Origin of the sequence: Pseudomonas sp. ME-P-057 (assembly GCF_030208975.1) — a bacterium.
GTDB lineage: Bacteria > Pseudomonadota > Gammaproteobacteria > Pseudomonadales > Pseudomonadaceae > Aquipseudomonas > Aquipseudomonas lutea.
In genome coordinates this window covers 36,390-43,563 of sequence record NZ_JARVSX010000052.1, presented here as the reverse complement: position 1 = coordinate 43,563, position 7,174 = coordinate 36,390, and the positions used below count along the sequence as shown (strand labels likewise).

Sequence of the window (7,174 nt, the reverse complement as noted above, 5' to 3'; positions counted from 1 at the left end):
CACCCCCGTTTGCTGCGCGACAGCGCGGCGTCTGGACGACGGGGGATCTCCTACACGTTGAGACTGCGATTCACCGGCAAGCCGGCTCCTACAGGTCGGTGTGTCGGTGGGCATGTTGAGGCCGACGCGAAAACTGTAGGAGTGAGCTTGCTCGCGATAGCGGTGGCTCAGCGACGTTGATATCGACTGAGCCGACGCTTTCGCCAGCAAGCCGGCTTCTACAGGTCGGTGTGCCGACGGGCATGTAGAGGCCGACGCAAAAACTGCGGGAGTGAGCTTGCTCGCGATGGCGGTGGGTCAGCGACGATGATATCGACGGCCCCGACGCCTTCGCCAGCAAGCCGGCTCCTACAGATCAGTGCATATCCTGTCGACAGGCGCGTTGAGGCCGACGCAAAAACTGTAGGAGTGAGCTTGCTCGCGATCGCGGTGGCTCAGCGACGATGATATCGACTGACTCGACGCCTTCGCCAGCAAGCCGGTTCCTACAGGTCGGTGCATATCCTGTCGACATGCGCGTTGAGGCCGACGCAAAAACTGTAGGAGTGAGCTTGCTCGCGATGGCGGTGGGTCAGCGACGATGATATCGACTGAGCCGACGCCTTCGCCAGCAAGCCGGCTCCTTCAGGTCGGTGCATATCCTGTCGACATGCGCGTTGAGGCCGACGCAAAAACTGTAGGAGTGAGCTTGCTCGCGATCGCGGTGGCTCAGTGACGTTGATATCGACCGCGCCGACGCCTTCGCCAGCAAGCCGGCTTCTACAGGTCGGTGTGCTGACGGGCATGTAGAGGCCGACGCAAAAACTGCGGGAGTGAGCTTGCTCGCGATGGCGGTGGGTCAGCGACTATGATATCGACGGCCCCGACGCCTTCGCCAGCAAGCCGGTTCCTACAGGTCGGTGCATATCCTGTCGACATGCGCGTTGAGGCCGACGCAAAAACTGTAGGAGTGAGCTTGCTCGCGATGGCAGTGGCTCAGCGACGTTGATATCGACCGCGCCGACGCCTTCGCCAGCAAGCCGGCTCCTACAGGTCGGCGCATATCCTGTCGGCGGGCATGTTGGGGCCGACGCAAAAACTGTAGGAGTGAGCTTGCTCGCGATAGCGGTGGCTCAAAGACGTTGATATCGACTGAGCCGACGCTTTCGCCAGCAAGCCGGCTCCTACCGATCGGTGAATAGATACCCGAAGGCGGAGCCGGTTAGATCAGCTCGACAACCACCGGCGGCAGACCACGGATCTCGCCTACGGCCAGGCCTGGCCCGGAGGTTTTGTACATGCCGGTATACGACCCGGTGGTGATCACCATCTCCGGCGTCACGGTCAAGCCGTTCTGGGTGTGGTGGTTGACCAGCCACGGCAGCAGGCGCCGTGGATCACCAGCAGGATTGGCGCCGTCGCCGGGCACGATGTCTTCATCCGCGAAGGTGAAGGTCAGGGCAGGCTCGACGAAGGGGAAGTGCGGGTCGTAGTCAACGAACTCGCCAATGATCAACGCGCCGTGGTTGAGCAGATCGCCCAACGCCAGCAGCGGTTCGATTTTCGGCCAGGCGGCAAAGCGGCTCGACACCACTTCAATGGTCGCGCCCATCGAGGCGATGCTGCCCAGCACCTCATCATCCGAATAGGGCTGTTCGCGTGGGGTGAATGCGCGGCTGAGGCGGAAGGCGATTTCCAGCTCAAGGATGGGCGAAGGGTAATCGACGCATTCGACCTGACTGCCGCTGGCAAAAATACCGTCGTCCGGCAACAGCGCACCGTTGATTGGCCCGGTGGGCGACTTGGAGCCGACCTTCCAGCCGCCGACCGAGGTCTCGCGCAATCGAAGGATTTCCCGTTGCAACGCGTAGGCGCTGGCGGCATCGACAGGCACGCTGTCAGCGGGGATTTCGGTGATTTTCTGACCGCGATGCATGGCATCGACAATCAACTGGGCAATGTTCGCTGGGTGAGACGATGGATTCACGCGGGTCTTCCTTCAGGCCATTGATGGAAAGCGCTCCGGGCCGGTCGCCGTAACGGCGAGGGCCTTTCGGAGCCAGCGTGACTACTCTAACCCGATTTGCGGCATCACATCCCAGCGCAAGCACAAAAGGGCGTTAGCTGTGCTCGCACGCGTCACCCAGACGTGTGTACTCCAGTTTGTGGGCCACGCCTTTGCTGTCGATGTATTCCATCTGTGCCTTGACCGGGGCGCAAGGGTTGGCGGCGTTATTGGCACTGGTGATACGCACCACCTTGGCAATGTCCAGGTCTTCGCTGTAATCATACTGGGCCGTTTGCGCCGACGTTGCAGTCGAGCTCTGGGGTGAGCCCGGCTCGCCGGCAAAGGCAAACAGGCTGGTGAGGGAAAGCGCGACAAACAGGGGAAGTTTCATGGGGGGCTACTCGCAGGTCCGTGGAAGGCGAGCGCAGGGGAGTGGCTCGCTGATGGAGCCATCTTAGGCAGCCGCACGTGTGGCGAAAAATGGTGCGTGTCGATAGCGCCCATCAGTGCAGCTGATGATCTTCAGCCCGGCAGAGGCCCGAGAATCTCGTGGATGAGCGCAATGAATGCATTCACCCGCCGTGACCGGCGATGGTTCGGCAGAAACAGCGCGGACACGTGACCCTTGGCATTATCGGGATGCGCCGGCTGGTGAGCGAACAGCTCCAGCAACTGGCCGCTTTCAATGTCCTGGCCCACCAGCCAGTCCGGCAGCAGCGCGACACCCGAGCCGGCCAGCACCAGTTCGCGCAGCACCTCGGCGTTGTTGCTCTTGAAGCGCCCGCGCACCGGCACGCGAACCTCGCCACTGTCAGCAATGAACGTCCACGCCTGCTGCGGATTGCCAAAGTTGAAACGCAGGCAATCGTGACCGGCAAGGTCTTGCGGTATCTGCGGCTGGCCGTGGTCGGCGAGGTAGTGCGCGCTGGCCACGACCCGTCGGCGGAACTGGCCGACCGGTCGACAGACCACGCCATCCATGGCCGCAGGCGTTCCCAGACGGATCGACACATCGACGCGATCGGCAAACAGATCGACGACCGTGTCAGTCAGCGTGATGTCCAGCTCCAGGCGCGGATGACGTGCCATGAAGCGCGCCAGGTGTGGCGCGATGACCCGGCGCCCGAATGCGGTCGGCACTGACACCCGCAGCGGCCCGGAAGGCTCGTCCTGGCTGTCCATCACGGTGGCGTCGGCTTCTGCCAGATCATCCAGAATCTTGCGCGCGCGCAGGTAATACGCCGCCCCCGCATCGGAGATCGTGACCTGCCGCGTCGAGCGATTGAGCAGCACCGTGCCCAGTTCGGCTTCCAGGGCATCGATCATGCGCGTGACGCTGGAGGTGGCGACGCCTAGCTGTCGAGCGGCTGCGGAAAAGCCTTTCACATCGACCGTTTCCACGAACATCTTCAGCGCCAGCAGCTTGTCCATGAGTCTGTGTTCCTGTGCGGTGAGTGCAATGCGCAATGCTGCCGACAGTCGCAGCCGGGCGCGCGGCGGGTCAGCGTGGTCCGGCGTTGTAGTTCAGATCTTCGCGTAAACGCTGGACGCAGAAGTCGACAAAGGAGCGCACCTTGGACGAACCCCGGCGGCCCTCGACGTAGACCACGTAAACCGGCAAGGGCGTGACCTCGAAGGTTTCGAGCACCGCACGCAGTGTGCCCGCCTGCAGGTGCTGACGGATCTGATACGACGGCACCTGGGTCAGACCCCAACCATCAAGAGCGGCATGAATCGAGGCCGTAAACGAGGTCAACGACAGCCGTGATTGCACCTTCAGCTCCTGATGCTGGCCATCGATCCGGAACGTCCATGCGGGGCTGCGCCCGCCGATCAAGACGGAGACGGTTTCCCGCTCGACCAGCTCCTGCGGGTGCAAGGGCGTACCGTGGGTCGCCAGATAGTCAGGGGAGGCGCAGACCATGCGGCGGACAACGCCAACCTGAATGGCGGTCATGGAAGAGTCGGCCAGTTCGCCGATGCGCACCGACACGTCAATGCCTTCTTCCAGCTGACCCGCCACGCGGTCCATCAACAGGCCGCGAATCTGCACTTGGGGATGGTGGCTCAGGTAATCGGTCATGACCGGGGTGACATGCAGGTCACCGAACACCTGCGGCGCGGTGATGGTCAGCAACCCGCGCGGCGTGGCGTGGATGCCGGCGGCTGCGCTTTCGGCCTCGTGCAGGTCGGCCAGCAGGCGCCGGCAGTCTTCGGCAAAGCGCTGGCCGGATTCGGTCAGCCGCAACTGCCGGGTGGTGCGCACAATGAGCAATGTGCCGAGCCGCGCTTCAAGCTGCGCGACGGCGCGGGTCACGGTGGCCGTGGACACGTTCAGATTGCGCGACACCGCCGCGAAGCTGGGGCCTTCGGCGACAGCGGCGAAGAGGGTCATTTCCTGGATGCGGTCCACTGAGCGTCCTTCGAGCCGACAAGAACGGCAGTCTGAGGGAAATCCGGGCGAGCGGAAAGGGCTGTTCCAGCCAGCCGGAAAAACGACCGTGCGGTCATGTTTGCTTGGTGATCCGTGCACGGCTTCTATATTCTTGCTGACGCTGGACTTCTCGTACGGCTGGCCGGCATTCGGCACGGCAATGGACACCCGCATTCACGCAAGGCCAAAGGAACGCTGATGAGCACCACCAGCACGCCGCTCTCCGGCGTCAACCAGCCATTGAAGGGCATCGCACTGATCCTGTTTGCGACCTTTCTGTTTTCCAGCCACGACACCCTGTCCAAATACCTTTCCGGCATTTACCCGATCATGATGGTGGTCTGGGTCCGTTACGTGGTGCACACCGGGCTGATGGCGTGCATTTTCATGCCGTCCTCCGGGCTGCGCGTGCTGCGCACCAAGCGCCCCGGGCTGCAGGCGCTGCGGGCGGTGTGCCTGCTGGGCACCAGTTTGCTGTTCACCAGCGGCCTGATGTTCATCCCCATCGCCGAAGCCACGGCGGTCAACTTCCTCGCGCCGTTACTGGTGACGGCCTTATCGGTGCCGTTGCTCAGGGAGAAGGTCAGCCGTGGTCAATGGATCGCTGTGCTGGTGGGCTTCAGCGGCGTGCTGGTCATCGTTCATCCTGGCGGCGAACTGTTCAGGCCGGCGGTGTTGCTGCCGCTGGGCTCGGCCTTGTGCTTTGCCTGCTACCAGCTGCTGACCCGTCTGGTCGCGGCCCACGACAGCCCGACCACCAGCAACTTTTTTGCCGGCCTGTTCAATAGCCTGTTGATGAGCGCGGTCGTGCCGTTCTTTTGGCAGTCGCCGGAATGGAAGCACATTCCGTTCATGCTGGCCCTTGGCAGCTGCGGAATGGTCGCGCACTTGATGCTCACCCAGGCGTTCCGCTTTGCAGCGCCGGCGATGCTGGCACCATTCGGCTACTGCCAGATCGTCTTTGCCGGGGTATGGGGCTATATCGTGTTCAACCACGCGCCGTCACTGACGGCGCAGGCCGGCATCGCAATCATCTGCCTCAGCGGCCTGGCGGCTGCCTGGCAACAACGAAAGAAGGGCGGTTGATGCCGAATGGCTTCACGGTTGGTGCGGTATCACGACGTGTTGTTCGCGGGTCAACGCGCCTGCAATCGCGCCGCGCTGAAGTCGTTTTTTTCAACGCCTGAGTCCGGCGAGCTTCATGCGTCGTTTTCCGCGTCCACGCGCATCTTCACAGTCACACCCGACCCACACGCTCTTTTTGCCTGAGGCCGAACGATGTCGCAACGCCAGTCCACGCTGATCGCCCTGCTGGTGGCCGTCACCTTTTTCATGGAGAACCTCGACGCCACGGTGATCGCCACGGCGATGCCGGAGATGGCCAGGACATTCGGTGTGGCGGCGGTGGATCTGAACATCGGCATGAGCGCTTACATGCTGGCGATTGCCGCGTTCATTCCACTCAGCGGCTGGCTGGCCGATCGTTTCGGGTCGCGACGTGTCTTCGGCGCAGCGATCGTGCTGTTCACCGCGTCCTCGATGTTGTGCGGTCTTAGCAGCAGCCTCGAAGCCTTCGTCGCTGCCCGGGTGCTGCAAGGCATGAGCGGCGCGATGATGGTGCCGGTGGGGCGGCTTGCGGTGATGCGCGCGACGGAGAAAAAGGACCTGGTCCGGGCCATTTCGCTGATCACCTGGCCGGGGCTGGTGGCGCCGATACTCGGGCCGCCACTGGGCGGGTTCATCGTCACCCATGCCTCCTGGCCATGGATCTTCTACCTCAATTTGCCCCTCGGCGTGCTGGCCTTGATCGCCACGCTGATCCTCATCCCCAGGCACAACGAGACCCGCGCACGGGCGTTCGACCTCAAGGGATTTTTGTTGCTGGGCATCGCCTGCACCGCGCTGCTCTTCGGCATGGAGCGGCTTGGGCAGGGCCACGGCAGCCAATGGCCGGGTCTTGCCGTTGTAGCACTTGGCATTGTCAGCGGCGCCCTGGCCTGGCGGCACATGCGCGCTCACCCGCATCCGCTGATGAACGTGGCGGTGGTGCACATCCGCACGTTCAGCGTCAGCCTGCTGGGTGGCTCGGTGTTTCGCATTGCCATCAGCACCTTGCCGTTCCTGCTGCCGCTGATGTTCCAGTTGGGCTTCGGCCTGTCCGCGTTTGACGCCGGCTTGCTGGTGCTGGGCGTATTTGCCGGCAATCTGGCGATGAAACCCTTCACCAGCGTCATCATGCAGCGCTGGGGTTTTCGCCATGTGCTGCTGGTCAACGGGTGTATCGGCGTGGCGGCCATCGCCGCCTGCGCGTTGCTCGGGCCGGGCATGAGCTGGCCGCTCATTCTGCTGATCCTGTTCATCGGCGGGCTGTCGCGCTCGATGCAGTTCACCGCCTTCAACACCCTGGGGTTCGCCGATGTGCCCAAGCCACAGATGAGCGATGCGTCGACGATGTTCAGCATGTGTTTCCAGCTGAGCATGGGCCTGGGCGTGGCGATCGCCGCGTTATTGCTGCGCGGTGCGATGTACGTGCATGGCAATGACGGGCACGCCATGACCGCCGATTTCCAGCTGACGTTCCTCGGCGTGGCGCTGATTGCGGCGTTGGCGTTGCTGGACAACCGCCGTGTGTCGGCGCGGGCGGGTGAGGCGCTGCTGCAACCCAAGACCTGACAGGCTTGCGGCCGCGGGCCCGGTAACGAGCCCCCGCACTGGCCAAAACCGTCAGGCGTTCTGCGCGCTTTGACTATTGC

Annotated in this window: 6 protein-coding genes; 2 read left to right on the top strand and 4 right to left on the bottom strand. The window is 63.1% G+C overall.

The window, feature by feature from the left end; genetic code table 11:
* Positions 1-1,201: 1,201 nt before the first annotated feature.
* From QRN48_RS24515 to QRN48_RS24500, 4 genes are all read right to left on the bottom strand, one after another.
* The gene (locus tag QRN48_RS24515; protein WP_191943940.1) at positions 1,202-1,966 is read right to left on the bottom strand and encodes a 2-keto-4-pentenoate hydratase; all 765 of its coding nucleotides are present in this window, start codon (positions 1,964-1,966) and stop codon (positions 1,202-1,204) included.
* A 133-nt stretch (positions 1,967-2,099) separates the two neighbouring features.
* On the bottom strand, positions 2,100-2,378 hold the full coding sequence (locus QRN48_RS24510) for a DUF2790 domain-containing protein (protein WP_191943941.1): 279 nt from the start codon (positions 2,376-2,378) through the stop codon (positions 2,100-2,102).
* Between the two features lie 131 nt (positions 2,379-2,509).
* Positions 2,510-3,418, bottom strand: coding sequence for a LysR family transcriptional regulator (locus QRN48_RS24505; RefSeq protein ID WP_285353938.1), 909 nt, complete (start codon positions 3,416-3,418; stop codon positions 2,510-2,512).
* Positions 3,419-3,488: 70 nt separating this feature from the next.
* Positions 3,489-4,400, bottom strand: coding sequence for a LysR family transcriptional regulator (locus QRN48_RS24500; protein ID WP_191943943.1), 912 nt, complete (start codon positions 4,398-4,400; stop codon positions 3,489-3,491).
* A 219-nt stretch (positions 4,401-4,619) separates the two neighbouring features.
* On the opposite strand from QRN48_RS24500, the gene QRN48_RS24495 reads away from it, so the two are divergent.
* Positions 4,620-5,507 (top strand): DMT family transporter, encoded by an 888-nt coding sequence (locus QRN48_RS24495; protein WP_285353936.1) that lies wholly within the window; start codon positions 4,620-4,622, stop codon positions 5,505-5,507.
* Positions 5,508-5,699: 192 nt separating this feature from the next.
* The gene (locus tag QRN48_RS24490; RefSeq protein WP_285353934.1) at positions 5,700-7,094 is read left to right on the top strand and encodes a DHA2 family efflux MFS transporter permease subunit; all 1,395 of its coding nucleotides are present in this window, start codon (positions 5,700-5,702) and stop codon (positions 7,092-7,094) included.
* Positions 7,095-7,174: the final 80 nt, after the last annotated feature.